General features: G+C 74.1%; 16 protein-coding genes. 9 read left to right on the top strand and 7 right to left on the bottom strand.

Annotation, left to right across the window (positions count from 1 at the left end):
* Window positions 1-54: 54 nt before the first annotated feature.
* The 4 genes from AC3ANM_RS00170 (at window position 55) to AC3ANM_RS00155 (ending at window position 5,254) form a co-directional block, all read left to right on the top strand.
* A complete protein-coding gene (locus tag AC3ANM_RS00170) occupies window positions 55-2,448 on the top strand; it encodes an ATP-binding cassette domain-containing protein (protein ID WP_488286117.1) in 2,394 nt (797 codons plus the stop codon).
* Window positions 2,449-2,587: 139 nt separating this feature from the next.
* Window positions 2,588-3,103, top strand: a complete 516-nt coding sequence (locus AC3ANM_RS00165) for a hypothetical protein (protein WP_488286116.1) — start codon at window positions 2,588-2,590, stop codon at window positions 3,101-3,103.
* A gap of 139 nt (window positions 3,104-3,242) precedes the next feature.
* Entirely contained in the window at window positions 3,243-4,205 is a 963-nt protein-coding gene (locus tag AC3ANM_RS00160) for an NAD-dependent epimerase/dehydratase family protein (protein ID WP_488286115.1), read from the top strand.
* On the top strand, window positions 4,202-5,254 hold the full coding sequence (locus AC3ANM_RS00155) for an RNA polymerase sigma-70 factor (RefSeq protein WP_488286114.1): 1,053 nt from the start codon (window positions 4,202-4,204) through the stop codon (window positions 5,252-5,254). The genes AC3ANM_RS00160 and AC3ANM_RS00155 overlap by 4 nt, the downstream gene beginning before the upstream one ends.
* Window positions 5,255-5,398: 144 nt before the next feature.
* Here the strand turns inward: AC3ANM_RS00155 and AC3ANM_RS00150 are convergent, their stop codons facing one another.
* The 5 genes from AC3ANM_RS00150 to AC3ANM_RS00130 form a co-directional block, all read right to left on the bottom strand.
* The gene (locus AC3ANM_RS00150; RefSeq protein ID WP_488286113.1) at window positions 5,399-6,214 is read right to left on the bottom strand and encodes a maleylpyruvate isomerase family mycothiol-dependent enzyme; all 816 of its coding nucleotides are present in this window, start codon (window positions 6,212-6,214) and stop codon (window positions 5,399-5,401) included.
* A 35-nt stretch (window positions 6,215-6,249) separates the two neighbouring features.
* On the bottom strand, window positions 6,250-6,762 hold the full coding sequence (locus tag AC3ANM_RS00145; RefSeq protein WP_488286112.1) for a VOC family protein: 513 nt from the start codon (window positions 6,760-6,762) through the stop codon (window positions 6,250-6,252).
* A 523-nt stretch (window positions 6,763-7,285) separates the two neighbouring features.
* Window positions 7,286-9,208, bottom strand: coding sequence for a hypothetical protein (locus tag AC3ANM_RS00140; protein WP_488286111.1), 1,923 nt, complete (start codon window positions 9,206-9,208; stop codon window positions 7,286-7,288).
* A 30-nt stretch (window positions 9,209-9,238) separates the two neighbouring features.
* Window positions 9,239-9,697, bottom strand: coding sequence for a hypothetical protein (locus AC3ANM_RS00135; RefSeq protein WP_488286110.1), 459 nt, complete (start codon window positions 9,695-9,697; stop codon window positions 9,239-9,241).
* 201 nt (window positions 9,698-9,898) lie between these two features.
* Window positions 9,899-10,777: an MIP/aquaporin family protein gene (locus tag AC3ANM_RS00130; protein WP_488286109.1), complete on the bottom strand. Its 879-nt coding sequence runs from the start codon at window positions 10,775-10,777 to the stop codon at window positions 9,899-9,901.
* 201 nt (window positions 10,778-10,978) lie between these two features.
* Between AC3ANM_RS00130 and AC3ANM_RS00125 the strand changes: the two genes are divergently transcribed.
* From AC3ANM_RS00125 to AC3ANM_RS00105, 5 genes are read left to right on the top strand one after another with little or no spacing between them, the layout of a single operon-like run.
* Complete coding sequence (locus AC3ANM_RS00125) at window positions 10,979-13,810, top strand: cation-translocating P-type ATPase (RefSeq protein WP_488286108.1); 2,832 nt, start codon at window positions 10,979-10,981, stop codon at window positions 13,808-13,810.
* A 19-nt stretch (window positions 13,811-13,829) separates the two neighbouring features.
* Entirely contained in the window at window positions 13,830-14,855 is a 1,026-nt protein-coding gene (locus tag AC3ANM_RS00120; protein WP_488286107.1) for a polyphosphate kinase 2 family protein, read from the top strand.
* On the top strand, window positions 14,852-16,225 hold the full coding sequence (locus AC3ANM_RS00115; RefSeq protein WP_488286106.1) for a diacylglycerol/lipid kinase family protein: 1,374 nt from the start codon (window positions 14,852-14,854) through the stop codon (window positions 16,223-16,225). Before AC3ANM_RS00120 ends, AC3ANM_RS00115 begins: the two co-directional genes overlap by 4 nt.
* A complete protein-coding gene (locus tag AC3ANM_RS00110) occupies window positions 16,225-16,875 on the top strand; it encodes a phosphatase PAP2 family protein (RefSeq protein ID WP_488286105.1) in 651 nt (216 codons plus the stop codon). Before AC3ANM_RS00115 ends, AC3ANM_RS00110 begins: the two co-directional genes overlap by 1 nt.
* A 32-nt stretch (window positions 16,876-16,907) precedes the next feature.
* Window positions 16,908-17,819, top strand: a complete 912-nt coding sequence (locus AC3ANM_RS00105) for a 4'-phosphopantetheinyl transferase family protein (RefSeq protein WP_488286104.1) — start codon at window positions 16,908-16,910, stop codon at window positions 17,817-17,819.
* Here the strand turns inward: AC3ANM_RS00105 and AC3ANM_RS00100 are convergent.
* Window positions 17,785-19,173 (bottom strand): M1 family metallopeptidase, encoded by a 1,389-nt coding sequence (locus AC3ANM_RS00100; protein ID WP_488286103.1) that lies wholly within the window; start codon window positions 19,171-19,173, stop codon window positions 17,785-17,787. The genes AC3ANM_RS00105 and AC3ANM_RS00100 overlap by 35 nt on opposite strands.
* Window positions 19,170-23,135, bottom strand: coding sequence for a Pls/PosA family non-ribosomal peptide synthetase (locus AC3ANM_RS00095; protein WP_488286102.1), 3,966 nt, complete (start codon window positions 23,133-23,135; stop codon window positions 19,170-19,172). Before AC3ANM_RS00095 ends, AC3ANM_RS00100 begins: the two co-directional genes overlap by 4 nt.

The raw sequence follows: 23,135 nt of genomic DNA, 5'->3' as shown, positions 1-23,135 counted from the left end.
CAGGCGATGCCGACGGGAGCGTGCAGGCGCGCCCGCAGGACAGAGGGAGACCCGATGAGCCCGGATGCGAGTACGGAGAAGTCGGTCCCGGCGCGGCCGGCGGCCGACAGCCACGACCTGATCCGCGTGCACGGCGCCCGGGTGAACAACCTCAAGGACATCCACGTCGAGCTCCCCAAGCGGCGGCTCTCGGTGTTCACCGGCGTCTCCGGCTCGGGCAAGAGCTCGCTGGTCTTCGCCACCATCGCGGCCGAGTCGCAGCGGCTGATCAACGAGACCTACAGCTCCTTCGTGCAGGGCTTCATGCCCTCGCTGGCCCGGCCCGACGTCGACGTCCTCGACGGGCTGACGACCGCGATCATCGTCGACCAGGAGCGGATGGGCGCCAACCCCCGCTCGACGGTCGGCACCGCGACCGACGCGAACGCGATGCTGCGCATCCTGTTCAGCCGCATCGGAACGCCGCACATCGGGCCGCCCACCGCGTTCTCGTTCAACGTGCCGACCCGGGTGGCGAGCGGGGTGATGCGGACCGACAAGGGCGGCCGGGAGGAGAAGACGGTCGTCCGCAACGCGGTCTACCAGGGCGGCATGTGCTCGCGCTGCGAGGGGATGGGCGCGGTCAGCGACTTCGACCTGACCGCCCTGTACGACGAGAGCCTGTCCCTCAACGAGGGCGCGCTCCTGGTCCCCGGCTACAGCATGGAGGGCTGGTACGGCCGCATCTTCCGTGGCTGCGGCTTCTTCGACCCGGACAAGCCGATCAGCCGGTTCACCACGAAGGAGCTGCACGACCTGCTCCACAAGGAGCCGACGAAGATCAAGGTCGAGGGGATCAACCTCACCTACGAGGGCCTGATCCCCAAGATCCAGAAGTCGATGCTGTCCAAGGACGTCGACGCGCTGCAGCCGCACATCCGCGCCTTCGTGGACCGGGCGATCACGTTCACGACCTGCCCCGACTGCGAGGGCACCCGGCTCAGCCAGGAGGCACGGTCCTCGAGGATCGCCGGGAAGAACATCGCCGAGGTCTGCTCGATGCAGATCAGCGACCTCGCCGCCTGGGTCCGCGACCTCGACAAGCCCGGTGTGGCCCCGCTGCTCGCCGGGCTGCAGCACCTGCTCGACTCCTTCGCCGAGATCGGGCTCGGCTACCTCTCCCTCGACCGCCCCGCGGGCACGCTCTCCGGCGGCGAGGCGCAGCGCACCAGGATGATCCGCCACCTCGGCTCCTCGCTCACCGACGTCACGTACGTCTTCGACGAGCCGAGCATCGGCCTGCACCCGCACGACATCGCGCGGATGAACGGCCTGCTGCTCCAGCTGCGCGACAAGGGCAACACCGTGCTGGTCGTCGAGCACAAGCCGGAGGTGATGGCGATCGCCGACCACCTCGTCGACCTGGGCCCGGGCGCCGGCACCGACGGCGGCGAGGTCGTCTTCGAGGGCAGCCTGGAGGGGCTGCGGGCCAGCGGCACGACCACCGGAAAGCACCTGGACGACCGGACGTCGATCAAGGCCACCGCCCGCACCTCGAAGGGCGCGCTGGAGGTCCGCGGCGCCACCACGCACAACCTCAAGGACGTCGACGTCGACATCCCGCTCGGTGTGCTGGTCGTCCTGACCGGGGTCGCCGGCTCGGGCAAGAGCTCGCTGGTCACCGGATCGGTGTCCGGGCGGGACGGCGTGGTCACCGTCGACCAGGGGGCGATCAGGGGGTCCCGGCGCAGCAACCCGGCGACCTACACCGGCCTGCTCGAGCCGATCCGCAAGGCGTTCGCCAAGGCCAACGGCGTCAAGCCCGCACTGTTCAGCGCCAACTCCGAGGGCGCCTGCCCCACCTGCAACGGCAACGGCGTCATCTACACCGACCTGGCAACGATGGCCGCCGTCGCCACCACCTGCGAGGAGTGCGAAGGCAAGCGGTTCCAGGCCTCGGTGCTGGAGTACCGCCTCGGCGGCCGCGACATCAGCGAGGTGCTCGCGATGTCGGTGGTGGAGGCGGAGGCGTTCTTCGGCGGCGGCGAGGCCAAGCTGCCTGCCGCGCAGACGATCCTGTCCCGGCTCGCGGACGTGGGCCTGGGCTACCTCACCCTCGGGCAGCCGCTGACCACCCTCTCCGGCGGCGAGCGGCAGCGGATCAAGCTGGCCACCCAGATGGCCGGCAAGGGCGATGTCTACGTCCTCGACGAGCCGACGACCGGGCTGCACCTCGCCGACGTCGAGCAGCTGCTCGGCCTGCTCGACCGGCTCGTCGACTCCGGCAAGTCGGTGATCGTCATCGAGCACCACCAGGCGGTGATGGCGCACGCCGACTGGATCATCGACCTCGGGCCCGGCGCCGGCCACGACGGCGGCACCATCGTCTTCGAGGGCACACCTGCGGACCTCGTCGCCGCCCGCTCCACCCTCACGGGCAAGCACCTCGCGGCCTACGTCGGCGGCTGACCGGCCCCGCGACGTCCGGCGAGCCACCGCCGGATCCTCCGAGGCGGACGATGCCGCCGGTATGCGCGGCTGGCTAGGTTCGTGGGAGCCGTGGCCCGGGCACCGGCCCTGGCCATCGGCGAGCCTGCGAGGAGGGCCCATGCGTCAAGCCCGAACAGCGCGCGCCGTCCCCGGTGCGCTCGTCGCCGCTCTCGTGATGGCGCTGCTGACCCTCGTGACAGCCTGCAGCTCGGCCTCCACGAACGGTCAGTCCGGCTCGCCCACGCCGACGAGCACGGCGTCCTCCGGCGGTGCGTCGGCAGCCACCCCGACCGGGGCGACCGCGGCGGCGTGTGCCGACGCCGCGGCGCTGAAGGCCTCCCTCCAGGCCCTGACCACGGTGAACCCCCTCCAGGACGGCCTCACCGCCGTGCGCGCTGCGATCGACAACGTCAAGGCCAACCTGGACAAGGCCGAGAAGTCGGCGTCGGCCGCGCTGGAGCCCGCCGTCGCCCGGGTCAGGACCGCGTTCACCCAGCTGGAGACGGCCACCAAAGGGGTGACCGTCCGGACGCTTCCGGCGGCGGGGCCGCGGATCTCCGGCGCCCTGTCGCAGGTGGCCTCCTCGACCACCGCGCTGGTGGCTGCGATCGCCCAGAGCTGCCCGGGCACCTAGGCGGGGCCCCGGCCTCCCGGGCCGCCACATCGTCTCCTCGAGCAGCGTCCCGGAAGGTTCCTGCTCCGCAGGTGTCACAGGACCGAGTGCTCTCTCGTCTGGATGGGTGTAGGCAGGGATCCGACGGAAGGGGCGGACGATGAAGGTGTTCGTGGCAGGCGCGACCGGGGCGATGGGACGGCAGCTGGTGCCGCGGCTGGTGCAGGCCGGGCACGAGGTGCACGCGATGACACGGAGCGAGTCGAAGCAGGCGATGCTGCGCGACCTCGGCGCGGTGCCGGTGATGGCCGACGCGCTCGACGCCGAGCAGGTCGCCGCAGCGGTGGCCGCGGCGCAGCCGGACGCGGTCATCCACCAGCTGACTGCGATCGGTCCGATGGACCTGCGGCACTTCGACCGGGCGTTCGCGGCGACCAACCGGCTGCGGACCGAGGGCACTGACCACCTGCTCTCGGCGGCCCAGGCCGTCGGGGTGAAGCGGTTCGTGGCGCAGAGCTTCTTTGCGGGCTACGACCGGACCGGTGACACGGTGAAGTCGGAGGAAGACTCGTTCGGGGCGGCCGCGCCGCCCGGGATGGACCAGACCGTCGCGGCGATCAAGCACGTCGAGGAGGCGGTGCTGGGCGCGACGTGGACCGAGGGCCTCGTGCTGCGGTACGGCGGGTTCTACGGCCCGCACACTTCGCTGGGGCCTGATGGCGAGCAGACGGAGGCGGTGCGGCGCCGCAAGATGCCACTGGTCGGGGACGGTGGTGGCGTGTGGTCGTTCATCCACATCGCCGACGCGGCCGAGGCGACGGTGGCAGCGCTGGAGGGCGGCGCGCCGGGCGCCTACAACGTCGTCGACGACGAGCCGGCGCGCGTGGCCGACTGGCTGCCGTACCTCGCGGAGGCGCTCGGCGCGAAGAAGCCGATGCGCGTGCCGGTCTGGCTGGCGCGGCTGCTCGCCGGGGAGACTGGCGTCGTGATGATGACCGAGCTGCGCGGCGCGTCCAACGCGAAGGCGAAGCGCGAGCTCGGCTGGACGCCGCGGCACGCGACCTGGCGCGACGGCTTCCACGAGCTGGTCGCCGGCGAGTCGGCTCGGGCGGGGGCCGCATGACCGATGCGCCTGCCGCCGGCGGCGCCTTGGGGTCGCGCGTCGGCACCGGTGGCGGCTCTGGCGCTGGCTCTGGCGCCGGCTCCGCACCGCCGGCGGCCGGGTCGGGCGGTGCGGCAGGGGCGGTCCCCCACGAGGAGCTGCTGGCCGAGCTGCGGCCGGTGGCCTTCGGCATCGCCTACCGGATGCTCGGCAGCGTCACCGAGGCGGAGGACGTGGTGCAGGAGGCGCTGCTGCGCGTGCACCGTTCGCTCGAGTCCGGCGAGCGGATCGCGTCGCCACGGGCGTTCACCGCGACCGTGACCACCCGGTTGGCGATGGACGAGCTGCGGTCGGCGCGGGTGCGGCGCGAGCGGTATGTGGGCGAGTGGCTGCCGGAGCCTGTGATCACGGACGGGCGCGACGACCCGGCGGAGCATGCGGTCACCGCCGACTCCCTGTCCCTTGCGCTGCTCGTGGTGCTCGAGAGCCTCTCCCCCGAGCAGCGTGCGGTCCTGTTGCTGCACGACGTGTTCGGCTACGGGTACGGCGAGATCACCGACATCGTCGGCAAGAACGAGGCGAACGTGCGCCAGCTCGCGGTCCGCGCCCGCCGCCACGTCGAGGAACGCCGGCCCCGGTTCAGCACGACGAGCGAACGGCGCGACGAGCTGGCGCAACGCTTCTTCGCCGCGGCTCGCAGCGGCGACCTGGCCGGGCTCGAAGCACTGCTCGCGCACGACGTGGTGCTCGTCGGCGACGGCGGTGGCAAGGCTCCCTCGCTGGCCCGCTCGCAGCAGGGCCGCAGCCGCGTCGCCCACACCCTGACGAACTGGCTTCGCGCCCTGCGACGGCTGCCGGAGATGGAGATCCGGCTCGCCGAGGTCAACGGCGACCCGGGCGCGATGTTCCTCGTCGAGGGGAGGCTGCTCGCCGTCTGGGCCCTCGACGTCATCGACGGTCAGGTCGCCGGCGTCCGCGCAGTCGTCAACCCCGACAAGCTCGCGCACCTCGGCCCGGTCGGCGACGCCAAGGCCCTGGTCCGCCGGATGGGCGTCCGCCCCGGCGACTGAGGGACGAGACGGCGGGGACCGGGACGCAGCCCGAACGGGACCCCGCTCGACAGGAACCCAGCCGGACAGGAACCCAACCCGACAGGAGCCCAGCCGGATCGGGCCCCGCGTGGAGCAGGTCCGTGGCTGGATCCCGAAGAACAGCTAGATCGGGAAGAACAGGTTGAGGAACCGCTCGACCACGGCCATGTCGCCCCGGGCCGTGCCGCAGTTGCAGCGCCCGTAGGTGACCAGCACCATGCTGCTCGCGTCGAGCTCGAGGTAGGCCGGCAGGCTCTCGATCTCACCGAGCTCGTAGGCCATGCCGTCCGGGCCGAAGGAGAGCCGGAAGTCACCACCGTTGCGGCCACCGATCCGCACGCCGATGCTGAACGGCTCGGTGACCGCCCCGGCCTTCACCGTGCCCTGCCAGATCCAGAACATGAACGGCACCAACAGGTCTGCGGCGTCCCCGGACAGGGCGTGGTGCCGGCCGGCACCCTCACGGATGTCCCAGGAGTGCACGCCGTAGTCCATCAGCTGGCCGGCGGCGTAGAAGAACGCCGGGACCGGCCCCATGTAGGGGTGGGTGACCGTCAGGCCCGCCCAGTCGTCGGGGCCGATCGCCTGGAGGATCTCCTGCATCTTGTGGAAGTCGTCGCGCAGCCGCTGCATCATCTCGGCCTGCGGCACCCCGCGGAACGCGGTGGCGAACTCGTTGACCTTCTCGTGCATCGCCGCCACGCCGTAGGGCTCGGCGACCTCCCCGGCACCGCGGGCCGCGTCGAACGCCCGGAAGTAGCCCTCCGTGGTGTCGACGATGTGGGCGACGAGGTCCCGCACCGTCCAGCCCTCACAGGCGGTGGGCGCCTCCCACGCTGCCGGCTGCTCCGCCATGGCGAAGAACTGCTCCGCCTCGTGGCGCACCACCCGCAGGATGGTGTCCTTGCCCTCGTAGGTCATGGGGTTCCACTCGCTCATCGCGCTCACCTTCCTCGGTGGAACACCCGCGGCGGCTACTCGTCGAGCTGGTGACCGCCGAAGTACATCAGCGGGTCGCTGAGCAGCTCGATCTGGATCCCGTCCGGGTCCTTGAAGTACATCGACTCCTCGATGCCGCGGTCCGGCCCGAGGTAGGTGACACCGGCCGCGTCGAGCCGGTCGCGCACCTGCTCCCACTTCTCGCGGGAGGCCGAGATCGCGATGTGCTGGACGCTGCCGATCGACTCCTTGCCCGGCTCGAGGCCCAGGCCCGGGAAGTCGAAGAAGCCCAGCAGGGTGCGGTTGCCCAGGTCGAAGAAGAAGTGCGAAGACCCCTGGTAGTCGCGGTTCTCCACGAGCTCGACCAGCGGGAAGCCGAGCAGCCCCTGGTAGAACTGGATGGTCTGCTCGACGTCGGAGCAGATCAGCACCGCGTGGTGGATCCCGCGCGCCGTGCTCTCGCCACGCTCGCCCGCCGGCTTGAGGTACTTCTCCCGAAGCTCCGCGCGCCGGGCCTCGAGCTCCACCTGCTCGGTTTCGGTTGGCATCGCCATCGAGCACCCCTTCCACGACCGTGCCGGACCCCTTGTCCGGACTCTAAACCGGCTCCGGAGGCGGCGGAAGATGCAGCCGCGTCGACGACTCCATCGGTATGCCGCGCAGCCGGTCCGCGCGCAGCCTCACCGAAGATCACCCGGCCCACCCGCGGGCGGGCCGGGACATTCACCCCGCGCGGACGAAGTCACGCGCCGCGCGGCACGCGAGGCTGGTCTCCCGTCGGAGGCAAGGTGGTCCCGGTGAAGCTTGCAGGTGTGGTCTTTCTCGCTCCCATAGGTGTGATGTTCGCGCTGATGTGCCTCCTGACCGGGGCCGCAGTCGTCCTCAGCATCCCGCAGGCGCTGGTGCACCGGGTGCGTCGGCGCCGCGAGAGCCGTCGAGCCCGGATGACCGGATGACCGGATAGCCGGCTAGCCGGCGCGGGAGGGATCGGCCGCACGCGCGCGTCCCGGTTGACCGGACCCGCCCCCACGGCCCATGTCGGTGTGCCCGGTGGCAGCCACGCGGCCGCCCTCAGCCCAGCTCCCACCGCGTCGGACGGCCCGGGTCCGGCTCGTAGCGGCAGGTCCCGCCGGTGCTGACCGTGTCGCTGAGGAGCCGGCCCAGCGGGCCGTCGACGTCCGCCACCTGCCGGATCGCCTTGGCCACAGCCTTGCGCACCGCCACCCGGGCCCGCTCCTGCGTCGCGCCCGAGGTGCGCACCCGGCCACCGAGCCCGGTCGCGCCCCGCAGCTCGGCGAGCAGGGCCTCACGCTCCGCTCCCAGCCGGGCGAGCCGGCCCTCGTCGGACCACGCGTGCGCCTCGTCGAGCTCCTCCTCGAGCTCGACCAGCCGGCGGCGGTAGTCCGCCAGGGCCTTGCGGTCGAGCAGCTCCCCGGTGTCCGGCTGGGCCACGCCGGCTCCTGGGTGGCCGGCGACCGCGTCGGACAGCTCCAGAGCCGGGACGTCCACGCCGGGCCGGGCGAGCAGGTGGCGCAGGTAGTGCAGACCCTTCAGGTCCCGGATGGCGCTCAGCGCCCCGTCCCGGCCGACCCACCACAGCCCGTGCCCGTCCGGCCGCAGGTGCGCCACCACGGGGCTGACCACCGGGGTGACCACCGGCGTCGACCCGCCCGCCGACGACGGCACCCCCATCACCGCCCCCACCACCGCGGAGCCGCCGCCTGTCGAGGGCGTCGCAGCCCCGGAGGTGCCCGTCTCCCCGGCCCGGGCCGCCGGCTCCACGAGCGCCTGCACCCGGCGAAGCCACCATGTCGCGCCCATCCGCCGGTAGGCCTGCGCCGCCCGGTCGGCCCACGCCCGTGCCTCCTCGTCGCGGCCCAGCAGGTGGCACCCGCGCGCGAGGTAGTCCTCGACCACCCCGGCGAACTCGACCCCGCCGGCGTTGACGACTCCCCGCCCGGCACACGGCTCGAGCAGCGCCACCGCCGTCGCCGTCAGGCCCGACTCCCCCAGCGCGACGGCGACCTCGGCCAGCGAGGTGACGGTGAGGAGCCAGTCGACGTCCCGCGCGATGCCGGCCAGTTCCGCCCCCGCGAGCTGGTGCAGGAGCCGCCGGGCGCGCTCTGGGTCATCCGCCGCGACCCAGAGCACCGCGCCCTGTGCCGCGACCGACGTGACCGACTCGCGGGTGCCGAACTCCTCGTAGGCCTGCGCTTCCCGGGCCAGGGCTCCCGTGTCGCCGGACTGCCGGGCCACCCCGGCGGAGAGGGTGCGCTCCAGGGCGTAGGTGTCCACCTCACCGGCCGCCGTCCCGGCGGCCACCGTCTCGGCCATCTCCCGGCGGACGCCGGCGAGGTCGCCGGCCATCAGCAGCACCATCGCCCGGCGGGATGCGGCGAAGAAGCGCACCCGCGCCGACCCGGTCTCCTCGGCCAGCTGGGCCAGCGCCCGCAGCTGCCGCCGGACCGTGGGCAGGTCCAGGCCCTCCAGGGCGGTGGTCAGCCGCCACAGGTGGGCCGTGAGCCGGGTCTCGACGTCGGTCAGGTGCGCGACGGTGTCCTCCAGCCGGGCGGTGATGCGCAGCCGCTCGACCAAGTCGTCCGGGCCCCAGTGCACGAGCAGCTGGGCGTCGAGCGCCTGGGCCAGCAGCGCCGGGTCGGACCGGGTCTGCGCCGTCTGGAGGGCCTCTGCGGCGAAGGCGTCGGCCCTCTTGGGGTCGCCGGCGTAGGCCCAGGTCCGGGCCAGCGCCACCGCGAGCCGCGCGCGCTGCTCGCCCTGCGCCATCGACCACGCCTCGTGCAGGAAGGCCGGCACCCGTCCGTGCACCGTGCCGAAGGGGTAGGTGGCGGCCAGGGCCAGCGCGGCCGCCCCCATGGCCTCGACGTCGCCGGCGGCCCGGGCCCGCTCGAAGGTCTGCACGTGCTCGGCGCGGGCCGCGGCCTGCTCGGGCCCGGCCCGGACCTGCCCCTGCGGGTCGGGCGCGGAGCCGCTCACGAGCCCGAGTGTAGGTCGGGCCCGGGCGACTCAGGGACGGATGAGCCTCACCGCGGCGGCGTGCTCGGCGACCCGGGCGCGGTCCCAGTCGCCGGTACAGTAGACCGACAGGGCCGTGATGCCGTCGGGGCCGGCGTCGGCGCGGAACAGCTCCCGGCAGTACCACTGCTCGCCACCGTCCTCCCAGCGCTCCTCGACCTCGAGCACGAAGCCGGTCGGCGTGGGGTCCAGCCGGTGGCGCGGCACCCGCCCGGGGCTCGGGTGACCGGCCATGCGCAGGGCGACGACGTCCGGCACGCCCGAGGCCTGCAGCCGCCAGCGCGGCATGGTGAAGTCGCAGAAGACACCCGGGGCGAACAGGCCCTGCGGCGCCTGCCCCGTCTCGAGGAAGGCGATCAGCTGGTCCGCGAGTGCGCGGGTCCGCTCGGGCACGGCCGGGCGAAGTGCCACGTGCGGCGAAGGCTGGGCGGGTCGGGTGGTGGTCGTCATGGCTGCCTCCGGTGGGCTGCTGCGCGGTCAGGTCACCCCGAAGGCGTGACGCGCCGCGTCACGCCGTGACGCAGGCAGGGACGGGCGCAGGCACGAACCGGTCCCCCGTGTGCCGGGTGGCCGCGGCGGCCTGCCAGGTGGCCGCGAGTGCCTGCCGGCCGCCGCAGCCGCCGGCGACCACCCGGCATACCCGGTGGTCGGTCAGGCGCCCTGCGCCGCCCGCCGGGCGGACTCGTCGCCCCCGGCGCCGCGTAGCAGCCACCCGGCTCCGGCGGCGAGGAGGGCCCCGACCAGCGGTCCCACCACGTAGGCCCAGAACGAGGTCCAGGTCCCGCCCACCAGCGCGGGGCCGAAGGAGCGCGCCGGGTTCATCGAGGCGCCGCTGATCGGGCTGGCCCACAGGCCGGCGAGCGCGATGTAGGAGCCGACCCCGACCGCGGACATCGTCCCGACGTTCTGCGCGCCCGAGGCGGTGCCCAGGATCGTGCTGAGCAGGCCGAAGGTCAGCAACGCCTCGATGATCGTCGCCGTGAGGGTGCTGATGCCGGGCCCGGGCACGGTGGCCCCGAGCTGGCCGACGTTGCCGAACATCGCCCGCAGCACCAGGCAGGCGATGGTCGCCCCGGCGAGCTGGGCCGCGACGTATCCCGGTATGCGACCCCACGGGAAGTCGCGCCGCAGCGCGAACCCCAGGGAGACCACGGGGTTGAGGTGTGCCCCGCCGACGGCGCCCATGAACAGGATCATGGCCAGCACCATCATCCCGGGCGCGATCACCGCTGCGGTGCGCGAGATCTGGCCGTGGCTGACCGCGTTGACCACGCCGCCGCCGGCCGCGACGAGGACGAGGAGGAAGGTGCCGAGCAGCTCGCTGAAGAGCCGCCGCCACTCCTGACTGGAGTCATAGAACCCCTCGACCAGCCTCACGTCGCGCGCGATGGCGGACCGGGCGACGGCCAGCTCACCGCTGGACCGTCCCTCGGTCCCGGCCCGTGGCTGGTCCTGCGCCTGGTGCTGGCTCGGCGCCGGCTTCCTGCTCGGTGCCTGTGGCCGGCCCTGCGCGGCTGAGTGCTGTGCCACCTCGACCTCCCTGGAGTGAACGGGTGGGAACTCCTCATCGTCCGTCGCGTGGCCGCGCGCTGACCTCATCCGCGCAGGGTGAGCAGCGTTCGGCGCGGCGTCCGCACACTGACAGGGCAGGGCGTGCCGGGTCCCGCCCGGGTCCCGGTCACGCACCGGGGCCGGGGCGGGGCCCGGTACCCGAACGAGGAGGTGGCCTCGATGACCGTTGACGCCAGGACCGGTGCGCCGACCTCGCCCACCGGGGCGCCGTGGTACGCCCGGCCCGCCGAGGAGGTTGCCGCCGCCCTCCACGTCGACCCTGCGACCGGTCTCACCGCGGCGACCGCCCGGCAGCTGCTGGGCGAGCACGGCCCCAACGCCCTGCCGGAGGAGGCCCCCGAGCCGCGCTGGCGCCGGTTCCTGGCGCAGTACCGCAGCTACATGCAGATCATCCTGCTGGCCGCGGCCGCGGTCTCCCTGCTCATCCAGGAGTGGAGCACCGGGGTCCTGCTCATCGTCCTCACCCTCGTCAACGCGATAGGCGGGCTGCGCCAGGAGGGCAAGGCCGAGAGCGCGATGAACGCGCTGAAGTCGATGATGAAGGCCACGGCACGGGTTCGCCGCGACGGCCAGGACGCCGAGGTCCCGGCCGAGGAGCTGGTCGTCGGGGACGTGGTCCTGCTCGCGGCCGGCGACCAGGTGCCCGCGGACGGGCGCATCGTCGAGTCCAGCGCCCTGCAGATCGACGAGTCCGCCCTGACCGGCGAGAGCGTGCCGTCGGCCAAGGACGCGACCGTGCTCACGGGCCACGACCTGAGCCCGGGCGAGCAGTCGAACATGGCGTTCATGAACACGCCGGTCACCCACGGCAGCGGCACGGTCGTGGTGACCGGGACCGGCGCGGACACCGAGCTGGGCAAGATCTCCGGGATGCTCTCGGCCACGGAGGCCGAGCAGTCACCGCTGACCCGCGAGCTGAACCGGCTGACCCTGTGGATCGCCGCGGCCGCCGGGCTCACGATGGTCGTGATGTTCGTCCTCGGGCGGGCGCGCGGGGACGCCTGGGACGCACTGTTCGTCGCCGCCATCTCCCTGGCCATCGCCGCGATCCCGGAGGCGCTGCCGACGGTCACCCAGGTGATCCTCTCCCTGGGCAGCATCGACCTGGCCAAGCGCCACGCCATCGTCAAGGACCTGCCCTCGGTGGAGACCCTCGGCTACACCTCGGCGATCAACTCCGACAAGACCGGCACCCTGACGATGAACCAGATGACGGCCGTCGAGGTGGTCGACCCCACCGACCGCTACACCGTCACCGGCACCGGCTACGGCCTCGAGGGCAGCATCCACCACGCCGCCGGGGCCTCGGACACGATCGAGGCGGCCGTCCTGCCCTACGTCATCGCCAACGACGCCCGGCTCGTCGAGGGCAAGGTCGTGGGTGACCCGACCGAGGGCGCCCTGCTCGTCCTCGGGCACAAGGCCGGGCTGGACATCGAGGCCAGCCACGAGCGGCTGCCGCGCCTGGCCGCCCTCCCGTTCGACCCGGGATACAAGCTCATGGCCACGTTCAACCAGGCCCGCGACGCCGACGGCCGCGAGGTCGTCCGCTGCTTCGTCAAGGGAGCCGCCCCGGCGGTGCTCTCCCGGGCGGCGACCGCCCTGTCCGGCGGGCGGACCGTGCCGTGGGACGCCACGCTCGGCAAGGCGGCGGTCGAGCACATGGAGCGGATGGAGCGCGCGGGACGGCGGGTCATGGCAGCTGCCACCCGCGACCTCGACCCGGCCACGTTCGACAAGGACGGCGACCTGCTCGGCTACGTCGAGCAGCTGCAGGTGACCAGCCTGGTGGGCATGGTCGACCCTCCGCGCGAGCAGTCCAAGGCGGCCGTCGCGGCCGCCCAGTCCGCCCACATCCGGGTGCGGATGGTGACCGGGGACGACGTCACCACCGGCGCCGCCATCGCCACGCAGCTCGGCATCCCCGGCGAGGCGGTCCTCGGGGCGGACTTCGCGGCGCTGAGCGAGGCCGAGCGGCTGGAGCGGATCGAGACGATCGGCGTGGTGGGCCGGGTCGCGCCCGAGCACAAGGTGCTCCTGGCCAACACCCTCAAGGCCAGGGGCGAAGTGGTCGCCATGACCGGCGACGGCGTCAACGACGCGCCCGCGATCAAGGCCGCCGACATCGGCATCGCCATGGGCAGCGGGACCGACGTGGCCAAGAACGCCGGCCGGATGATCCTCACCGACGACGACTTCGCGACCATCGTCTTCGCCGTCGAGCAGGGGCGGAAGATCTACGACAACCTCGCGAAGTACATCCGCTTCGTCCTCATCCTGCTGGTCACCTTCGTGCTGACCTTCCTCGGCGCGACGCTGTTCAACATCGCCAGCGGCGAGCCGTTCACGCCGGCCCAGGTGCTGTGGGTCCACTTCTTCGTCAACGCCGCGTTCGGCTTCGCCCTGGGCTTCGACCTCGAGACCCCCGGCCTCATGGCGCGGCACCCCCTGCCCCGCGGGCAGTCGGTGCTGACCCGCCGTCTGGTGGTCACCGTCGGCCTCGCCGGGCTCCTCATCACCATCGGCCTGCTGACCCTGATCCAGTGGGGCACTACACACTTCGGCAGCCTCGAGGTCGGGCAGTCGATCGCGTTCACGTCGTTCGCACTGTGCCTCATCGTGGCCGCGTTCGAGTGCCGCAGCGAGACCGCCACCGCCCTGAGCACCACCAGCTTCGACAGCAAGCAGATGAACTGGGCCGCCCTGGGTGAGCTCGCCCTCGCGGTCATGACCACCCAGCTGGAGGTGTTCCGCCGACTGCTGGGCACCACGCAGATCTCCATGACCCAGTTCGCCTGGGCCCTGGTGCCCGCCGTGGCGCTGCTCCTGCTCTGGGAGCTATGGAAGATCCCGCTCCGCCGCGGAGCGCTCTCGGCCGTCGCGGCAGCGAGCCCGCCGGTCGGTGCGACCGGCAGTGCCAGCGGCAGTGCGACGGGCAGTGCGACGGGCAGTGCGACCGGCAGCGTGGCTGGCGGCGTGACGGGCGGCTGACGAACAGGAAGGCGGCACCATGGCGCACGACGACCGGGCGAGGCGGATCGCGAAGGCGATCGAGCCGTTGCGGGTGGAACCGGGCAGCGAGGTGGACCTCGCCGCGGACTTCGACCCGCGATACAAGGCGGACTTCGTCAAGAAGAAGGAGGGCCGCGAGCTGCTCCAGATCGGTGTGGAGCTGCTGAGCGAGTACCAGGAACGGCTCGCCGCCCAGGACACGTGGGGCGTGCTGGTGTGCCTGCAGGCCCTGGACGCCGCGGGCAAGGACGGCACGATCCGCCACGTCATGAGCGGGGTCAACCCGCAGGGCGTGCGGGTGCGCGGCTTCAAGGTCCCCTCCGCTGAGGAGCTCGACCACGACTACCTGTGGCGGTATGCGCGGGAGCTGCCGGAGCGCGGCGACATCGGCATCTTCAACCGGTCGCACTACGAGGAGGTCCTCGTGGTGCGGGTGCACCCCGAGCTGCTCGACCGGCAGAAGCTGCCGCCCGAGGCCAAGGGCAAGGGCGTGTGGGACCGGCGCTACCGCGAGATCAACGACTGGGAGCACTACCTGGTCGACAACGGGTTCAAGGTGGTCAAGCTCTTCCTGAACCTCTCCCAGGAGGAGCAGCGGGTGCGCTTCCTGCGCCGGATCGACCTGCCCGACCACAACTGGAAGTTCTCCCCCGCCGACGCCCGGGAGCGGCTGCGCTGGGACGACTACCAGGAGGCTTTCTCGGAGATGCTCTCGGCGACGAGCACCGAGTGGGCGCCGTGGTACGTCATCCCGGCCGACCGCAAGTGGTTCGGCCGGCTGGCCACGGCCGCGGTGCTGGTCAAGACCCTGATGGACATCGACCCGCAGTACCCCACGGTCAGCGCCGACACCCGCGCGGAGATGCTCCAGGAGAAAGCCGCCCTGGAGGCCGAGGCCCCGAAGGGCGCCGAGGCAGACCCGTTCGAGGCCGAGGTGCTCCGCGAGGAGGAGGGCGCCGAGCGCCGCAAGGAAGCCGGTAAGCGGAAGAAGAAGGGCAAGCAGAAGGGGAAGGGCCGGTCATGAGCAGCGGCACCGCGAGCCCGGGGGCCCACCGACGCGGTGTGACGGGTGCCCGGCCGGGCGGCGCCCCCGCCTCGCACTCTGCGGCACAGGCCTGGCTGGCGCGGACAGCGTTCGCCGCGCTGGCGCTGGCCGCCCTCGCCCTGGTCGGGTTCGCGCTCGTGGACGCGCTCTGGCTGCTCGTCACCGCCGCCGCCGGCGTCATGCTCGTGGCCGCCTCGGCGTGGTGGTTCCTGACCCGCCGCGGCTGGCAGCGCTGGGCCGCCCTGGGGCTGGTGGTCGCCGTGCCCGTGGTCCTGGCGGTCCTGTTCATCCGCGAGCACCTGCTCTGGGTGGCCGCCCTGGCGCTCGGGCTGCTGCTGGTCGCCGCGGCCGCGGGCCGTGAGGCGCTGGCGCGGGACCATGTGGCCCAGCCGATGCCCGAGCACGTGGTGCCGCCACCGAAGCGCCCGTTCATCGTCATGAACCCGCGCTCCGGCGGCGGGAAGGTGGGCCGGTTCGGCCTCAAGGAGAAGGCCCAGGAGCTGGGCGCCGAGGTGGCGCTGCTGGAGGGGCCCGGCACGGTCGACGTGGCCGAGCTGGCCCGCGAGGCCGTGGCGGCCGGGGCCGACCTGCTCGGCGTCGCCGGCGGTGACGGCACCCAGGCCCTGGTCGCCGGGGTGGCCGCCGAGCACGGCCTGCCGTTCCTCGTCATCAGTGCCGGCACCCGCAACCACTTCGCCCTCGACCTCGGCCTGGACCGGGAGGACCCCTCGACCTGCCTGGCGGGGCTGACCGACGACGCGGTCGAGCTGCACGTCGACCTCGGTGAGATCGCCGGGCGCACCTTCGTCAACAACGCCTCGTTCGGGGCCTACGCCGAGGTGGTGCAGAGCCCGGCGTACCGCGACGACAAGCGGGGAACCACCCTGGAGATGCTGCCGGACCTGCTGACCGGCCGGGGCGGGGCGCACCTGAGCGCGCAGGCCGACGGCGTCACCGTGGACGGGCCGCAGGCGGTGCTGGTGAGCGTCAACCCCTACGAGACCGGCGACCTGGCCGGCATGGGCCGGCGCGCCCGCCTGGACACCGGCCGGCTCGGCGTGGTGTCCGTCTCCGTCGACAACGCCCGGCAGGCCGTGGGCCTGCTGCGGCTCACCCACGAGCACGGGGTGACCCGGCTGGAGGCCCCGGCGGTCGTCGTCACCGCGGACCGCCCCGAGGTCCCGGTCGGGATCGACGGCGAGGCGGTCATCCTGCCCACCCCGGTGACGTGCACGATCCGGCCCCAGGCGCTGCGGGTGCGGGTGCCGCGGTCCCGGCCGGGCGTCCCGCCGCCGACACCGGTGCTGAACTGGGTGCGGCTGCGCCACCTCGCGTTCGGGGGCGGGTGATGTCCTGGCACGGCCCGGCCCGCTCACGAGGCGGCCAGACACCGTCATGGGTCACGCAGGCACGGTCCTGGCTCGGCCAGGCCCAGCAGACCGTCCGGGCGCACCCGGCCCTGGACGAGCTCGCCGAGCTGGACGTCGCCCTCCACGACACGGTCACCCGGACCCCCACCCCGACGCTGGACCGGGCCCTGGGGCAGGTCTCCAACGCGGCCAACTGGTCGCGCCTGTGGATCGGCACCGCCGGCCTGCTCAGCCTGCTCGGCTCCCGTGGCCGTCGCGGCGCACTGGTCGGCCTGTGCGCCGTCGGGGCCACCTCGGCCACGGCCAACCTGGTGGTCAAGCCGGTGCTGCGCCGCCACCGCCCGGTCCGCGCGGAGGCCGGCCGCGGGCACGCGGTGCGGATGCCCACGTCGGGCTCGTTCCCCTCGGGCCACACGGCCTCGGCGTTCGCGTTCTCCTCGGCCGTCGGTGCCGAGCTGCCGGCCCTGGCCGTGCCCCTGCGCCTGGCGGCGACGACGGTGGGCTGGTCGCGGGTGCAGTCCGGCGTCCACTTCCCCGGCGACGTGGTCGCCGGGGCCCTGCTCGGGGCCACGATCGGCAGCTGGACCCATCGCCTCGCGGCGCGCCACCGACCCGGGAGCGCGTCATGATGGAGGGCAGGGGCAGCAGCCCGGGGAGCACCATGACGCACAGCGCACCCACCACGGCACCCACGGGGGCAACCACCGGGGCAACCACCGGGGCAACCACCGCCGCGACCACGGCCACGGCCACCACAGCCCCCACGGCGACCACCGTCGCGAACGCCTCCACCCGCGCGGTGGAGACACTGGCACCCGGGCGACCGGTCGGCATACCGGTTGCCCTCCCGGTCGTGCAGGTCTGGTGGGTCCGGCCCGCGCCACTGGAGGCTCTTGCGTCCTGGCTGCAGCCCGGCGAGCTCGAGCGGGCCGCGTCCCTGCGCCGCGGCGAGGACCGCGCCCGCTTCGCCACCGGCCGGGCGCTGCTGAGGCTGGTCACGAGCCGGCACATGGACACCTCCCCCGACGCGGTCAGGGTGCGGGTGCTGTGCCCGATGTGTGGCAGCGACCGGCACGGGCGGCCCGTCATCGCGGCCGTGGAGGGCGCCCGTCCGCCGCAGGTGAGCATCGCCCACGCCGCGGACCGGGTCCTCGTGGCCCTCAGCCCGGCCGGGCCGGTCGGGGTCGACGTGGAGGCGGTGTCGGCCGCCCCGGACGGCGTCGCCGACGTGGCGTGGTCCGCCGCCGAGCGCAAGGCCCTGGCCGCCGACCCGTCCGGTCACTCCCCGCACGCCCGGGCCCGGCTGTGGGTGCGCAAGGAGGCGGTGCTCAAGGCCAGCGGCTACGGACTGTCGGTCCAGCCGAGGGCCCTGACGGTCACCACCACGCCCGGGGAGGCCCGGGTGCTGTCCTGGATCGGCCACGAGGACTGGGCGGGGTGCCTGGGGATGCGCGACCTCGACGTCGGCGAGGGCTACGCCGCGAGCCTGGCGGTGCGGTGCGACCCCGAGGCAGTCCCGCAGGTGCTCCTCGAGCGGCTCAGCCAGGCGCGGCTACGCCAGGGGCGCCAGTGACACCGCCCCTGACGCCGCCACTGACCGGCAGCGCGGGCAGGGGGGCCTGCTCCACCCAGGCGCGGAAGAGCCCGTGCAGCGGCAGGTCGGTGTGCCGGACCGCGCAGTCGACGAAGTCCTGGGTGGTCACCGTGCCGTGCCGGTGGGTCGTGGCCCAGTCCCGCAGGATGGCGAAGAACGTCCCGTCGCCGACGGTCAGCCGCAGCGCGTGCAGGGTCAGGGCGCCGCGCTTGTAGAGCCGGTCGTCGAACATCAGCGCCGGACCGGGGTCGCCGATCACGAGGTCCTGGGGCAGCGCCGCGAGGCGGACGCGGTGATGCACCGCGAGCGCGTGCGCCGACTGCCCGCCGCAGTGCTCCGACCAGAGCCACTCGGCGTAGCAGGCGAAGCCCTCGTGCAGCCAGATGTGCTGCCACGAGGCGGCCGTGAGGCTGTTGCCGAACCACTGGTGCGCCAGCTCGTGAGCGACCAGCCGCTCCTGCCCGCGCCGCCCGTCGAGGTGGTTGCCGCCGAACACCGACAGCCCCTGCGCCTCCAGCGGGATCTCGAGGTCGTCGTCGGTGACCACCACGCCGTACGCCGGGAACGGGTAGTCCCCGAAGAGCCGCGTGAACAGGCGCACCATCTCGGCCTGCCGCCCGAAGTCGTGGGCGAACAGCGCCCTCAGCCGATCCGGCACGAGGGCCCGCTGTGGCACCGGTCCCCCGGCGAGCTCGACGAGGTCGTAGCGCCCGACCTGCACCGTGGCCAGGTAGGTCGCCATCGGCTCGGCCTGCTCGAAGACCCACCGCCGCCGGCTGGCCAGCCGCGCCTGCTCGACCAGCGTGCCGTTGGCCAGCACCTGGTATGCCGCGTCCGTGGTCACCGTGATGCGGTAGCTCGCCTTCTCGGCCGGGTGGTCGTTGCAGGGGAACCACGACGGGGCGCCGCTGGGCTGGCTGGCGACGATGACCCCGTCGGTGAGCTCCTCCCAGCCGACCTCGCCCCACGGTGACCGCAGCGGGTGCGGGTTGCCGGACCAGCTGACCTCCACGACGAAGACCGCCCCGGCCGAGAGGGGCTCGGCCGGGGTGACGTGCAGCTTGCCGGAGCGGTGGACGTAGCGCGCGGGCCGGTGCCCGTCCACGGCCACCTTGCCCACCCGCAGGCCGCCGAGGTCGAGGCTGAACCGGGTCAGGCGCTGGGTGGCGACCATGGACAGCCGGCCGCGCCCGACGAGGTGGTTGCTGGCGACCCGGTAGTCCAGGTCGAGCTCGTAGCGGCTCACGCGGTAGCCGCCGTTGCCGTGGCCGGGCACGTAGGGGTCACCGGCGGAGGTGGCCCCGGGGCTGGGCCGTCCGGTGCCCTGGCTCACCGGGCGTCGGCCTTCGGCTCCGTGCCGGCGCGGTCGGGCCGGTCGGGCCGGTCGGGCCGGTCCGGCGGGTTCTTCCCGTCCTGGCCGGCCCGCGGGTCCGGCCACGGCTCGACGGGGTTGCCGCGCCAGCGCGTGTTGGCCGGCAGGGACTCCCCGCGCAGGACCAGGGAGGCCGGCCCCACCGTGGTCGACTCGCCGATGGACGCGGCGGGGAGGACCACCCCGTGGGGGCCGAGCGTGCCGCCCTCGCCGAGGGTGACGGTGTCCATGCTCATGATCCGATCATGGAACAGGTGGGTCTGCACCACGCACCCGCGGTTGACGGTGGCGGCCGTGCCGATGGTGACGAGGTCCGCCTCGGGCAGCCAGTAGCTCTCGCACCACGCGCCGCGCCCGATGCGGGCGCCGAGCGAGCGCAGCCACGCCGCCAGTGCGGGGGTGCCGGCCGCGGCGCGGGCGAACCACGGGGCGGCGAGCACCTCCACAAAGGTGTCGGCCAGCTCGTTGCGCCAGACGAAGGAGCTCCACAGCGGGTGCTCGCCGACCCCGATCCGGCCGACCAGCGCCCACTTGGCAAGGGTGCTCACCCCGGCGGCCACGGCGCCGGCGGCCAGGAGCAGCACGCCGCTGAGCAGCCCGGTCACGGCGAGGCCGAAGCGGTCGACCCCGGCCTGCAGGCCCAGCAGCACGAGGACCGCGAGCGCCACCGTGCACATCACGGGCACGATGCGCAGCACCTCCACCGCACCGCGGGCGACCTTGAGCCGGGTCGGCGGGGCGAAGGTGCGCGACTCGTCCCCGCCCGAGGACGGCCGGCGCAGCTTCACCGGGGGGCTGCCCAGCCAGGAGGACCCCGCCTTGGCCCGCGCGGGCGTGGTCGACAGGACCGCGACCAGGCCGCGCTTGGGAACCCGCAGCCCGGGCGCCGTCATGCCGGAGTTGCCGAGGAACGCCCGCTTGCCGACCTTGGCCCGGTCCACCCGGAGCCAGCCGCCGACCAGCTCGTAGGAGCCGATCATCGTGTCGTCGGCCAGGAAGGCGCCCTCGCCCACCGTCGTCATGCTCGGGAGCATCAGCACGGTCGAGGCCTCGACGCCGGCGCCGATGCGCGCGCCGAGGGCCCGCAGCCACCACGGCGTCGCGAGGCTGGCGTAGAGCGGGAACAGCAGGCTGCGGGACTCGTCCATCAGGCGCTCGGTGGCCCAGACCTGCCACCCCACGCGACTGTGCACCGGGTGGTGCCCTTCGGTGAGCCCGATCGCGAGCAGCCGGACGCAGCCGAGGACGAGGAGCGCCAGCACGACCACGGTCACCACGGTGGCCACGGGCACCCATCGCAGCGCTGCGAGCGCGGCGTCCCCGACGGTGGCGGTATCGCGCACCGCCCACCCCAGCACCGCCGCGCCGCCTGCGGCGGCCAGCAACGGCAACGTCGCCAGGACGGCGGCGGTGAGGCCGTAGACCGCGGGCCAGGTCCGGGACCGGGGTGCCCGCTGCCCCGGGCTGTCCGCATGGGCGACGCCGGCGAACCCGGCGGGCGACCCGGCCCAGCGCTCCTCCGGCGGCACCGAGCCCAGGACTGCCGAGCCGGCGCCCACCTCGGCGCCCTGGCCGACCCGGGAGCCGGGGCCGAGGAAGCTGCGGGCGCCGACCGTGGCGCCGGCCCCGACCTTGACCCGGCCGACGTGCAGCACGTCGCCGTCGAGCCAAGTGCCGGACAGGTCCACCTCCGGCTCGACCGCGCAGCCCCGGCCCAGCGTCAGCAGCCCGGTGAGCGGAGGAAGCGCATGCAGGTCCACGTCCGGGCCGACCCTGGCACCCAGGGCCCGCGCATACAGGGTGATCCACGGCGCGCACGAGAGGTTCTCCGCCCCGGCGGCCGCGGCGAAGGCCTCCGCGCACCACAGGCGCAGGTGCACCGAGCCGCCCCGCGGGTAGGCGCCGGGACGCACGCCGCGCAGCAGCAGCCGGGCGACCAGCACGGTCAGTCCCATCCGGCCCGGCGGGGTGAACAGCACCACCCACCCGGCAAGCACCCACCACCAGGAGACCGGGGTGGCCCAGGGCACGCCCGCCGAGGCCAGGAGGTTGTCCAGCAGCGCCAGCACCGTCAGCCAGCGCAGGCCCACCAGCGTGCTGGCGACGAGCGAGGCCAGCGCCTGGACCAGGCCGGCCCGGCGCGGCGTCGGGGCGACGGTGCGGCTCGTCGCGCTGACCGGCGGGCTGAACTCCTCCAGCACCTGCGCCAGCGCGCCGAGGCGCGGGTTCTCGTAGACGTCGGCGACGGTCACCTCGGGGTAGCGGGCCCGCAGCGCCGAGACCAGCTGGGCCGCCGAGAGGCTGCCCCCGCCGTCGGCGAAGAAGTCGTCGTCCGGGCCGCGCACGCCGACGCCGAGGACGTTGGTCCACTGCTCGGCCAGCCAGCCGGCCGTGCCGGTCAGCCCGGCGGCGCCGGGAGCCACGTCGGGCTCGAGCGGCCAGGGCAGGGCGTGGCGGTCGACCTTCCCCGAGATCCGGGTGGGCAGGACCGGGACGACGGCGAGCAGCGGCACGAGGGCGGCCGGCAGCCGCTCGGCCAGCCGTTCACGGGCGGCCGCGGTGTCGAACCCGCCGTCCGGGGCCACGGTCAGGTAGCCGACCAGGACCGGGGAGCCGGCCGGGGTGGTGCGTACGGCGGCCGCGGCAGCGGTGACCCCCGGGAGGTCCTGCAGGGCCGCGTCGACCTCGCCGAGCTCGATCCGGCGGCCGCCGACCTTGACCTGGTCGTCGGCCCGGCCGACGAACACCAGCCCCTCGGGCTCGTGGCGCACCAGGTCGCCGCTGCGGTAGGCCCGGTCCCAGCCCAGGGCCGGGCTGGGGGCGAACTTCTCGCGGTCCTTGGCCGCGTCCAGGTAGCGCGCCAGCCCGACGCCCCCGATGACCAGCTCGCCGGTCCCGCCGACCGGCACCCGCACCCCGTCGGTGTCGACGACGGCCAGGTCCCAGCCGTCCAGCGGCAGCCCGATCCGCACCGGGCCCCGCCCGGTGAGCTGTGCGGCGCACGCGACCACGGTGGCCTCGGTCGGGCCGTAGGTGTTCCACACCTCCCGGCCCGGCTGGGCCAGCCGCGCCGCGAGCTCCGGCGGGCACGCCTCGCCCCCGAAGATGAGCAGCCGTATGCCGCGCAGCTCCTCCCCCTGCCACAGCGAGGCGAGCGTGGGCACGGTGGAGATGGCGGTGATGCCCTGCGCCACCAGCCACGGCCCGAGGTCCATGCCGCTGCGCACCAGCGCTCGTGGCGCCGGGACGAGGCAGGCGCCGTGCCGCCACGCCAGCCACATCTCCTCGCACGAGGCGTCGAACGCCACCGAGAGCCCGGCCAGCACGCGGTCGCCGGGGCCGAGCGGGGCGTCGGGCAGGAACAGCCGTGCCTCGGCGTCGACGAACGCCGCCGCCGAGCGGTGCGTGACCGCGACCCCCTTCGGGGTCCCGGTGGAGCCCGAGGTGAAGATGACCCACGCGTCGTGCTCCGGCGTCGGGGTGGCCCGCGCCGCGCGGGTCGGGGTGCGGCGCACCACCGCGCCGCCGGCCCCCACCACGGCCACGACGCCCGCCTCGTCGAACACCAGCCGGGCCCGCTCGTCGGGGTCGTCGGCGTCGACCGGGACGTAGGCCGCCCCCACCCGCAGGACGGCGAGGATCGCCACGTAGAGGTCGACGGTGCCCGAGGGCACCCGGACGCCCACCTTGTCCCCGTCCCCGACGCCCTCGCGGGCCAGCCGGGCGGCCTGGACGTCGACGGCCTCCAGCAGCTGCCAGTAGGCCAGGCTGGTGTGCCCGTCGTCGATGGCCGCGGCGCTGCGGTGCCGGTCGGCCGTGGCCTGAAGGACGTCGATGAGGGTGCGCGGGGCCGGCGCCAGCCCCGAGCGCAGGAGGGCGCCGTCGGCCGCGCTCGCGTCCTGGCCGGGGTTGCGCACGTCCAC

It is taken from the genome of Oryzihumus sp. JJN4-3R, from assembly GCF_057747915.1.
This window is presented reverse-complemented; position numbering and strand designations above follow the sequence as displayed.